Source organism: Ruegeria sp. BH8 (assembly GCF_056538065.1).
In genome coordinates, this window is the sequence record NZ_JBQFSP010000055.1 from 1 (window position 1) to 833 (window position 833).

Annotated in this window: 1 protein-coding gene; it reads right to left on the reverse strand. The window is 61.7% G+C overall.

The features are described from left to right. Window positions 1-27: 27 nt before the first annotated feature. Window positions 28-833 (reverse strand): IS3 family transposase (locus ACR0AD_RS21125; protein ID WP_480489519.1); only part of this gene is annotated, 806 nt, incomplete at its 5' end.

The following is an 833-nucleotide window of genomic DNA, read 5'->3' on the forward strand; positions in this document are numbered from 1 at the left end:
GTGACCTGCCCCCCGAGGCTCCCTCGTTCATAACGAGAGTCTGCGGGTCTGGTTTTCATATTCTTCGGTTTTGGTTTGGGCAAGCGCGCCGGGCGCGGAGCCCTCATTTTGCTCAAGCGTCCGGCGCGCTTCTGCGGGTGTTTGGTTTCCGAGCGACGAGTGCGGTCTGACGTTGTTGTAGTCGTAGCGCCAGAGGGCCAGCTTTCGCCGCGCATCTTCCAAGCTGTCGAACATCTCCTCGTTCAGCAACTCGTCCCGGAGGCTGCCATTGAATGACTCGATGAAGGCGTTCTGCTGCGGCTTGCCCGGGTCGATGTAATGCCAGTCCACGCCGTTTTCGTTCGCCCATTTCAGGATCGCCCGACTGGTGAACTCGGTGCCGTTATCACTGACGATACTGGCGGGCTTGCCATAGATGCGCACCAGCGCGTCCAACTCCCGTGCCACCCGTGCGCCCGAGATGCTGGTATCGGCCATCAGGCACAGGTTCTCACGGCAGCAATCATCGTTTACGGCCAGAATGCGGAACCGGCGCGATGCCCCGAACGTGTCGGACAGGAAGTCGAGCGACCAGCGTTCGCCCGGCCTCAGCGCCTCCGGCATCGGTGTCCGCAAGCCACGGGCCCGTTTGCGGCCCCTTCGCCGCCTGACGCCCAGCTTCTCATCCGTGTAGAGCCGGTAGAGTTTCTTGTGGTTCATGATCATCCCCTTGCGTTCCAGCATCACGCCGATCCGCCGATAGCCGAACCTGCGCCGCTTGGCAGCGACGGCCTTCATCTCCTTCCTGATCTCAGGATTGTCGGGCGGGCGTTCACGCCTGACAGTTTTGGGAT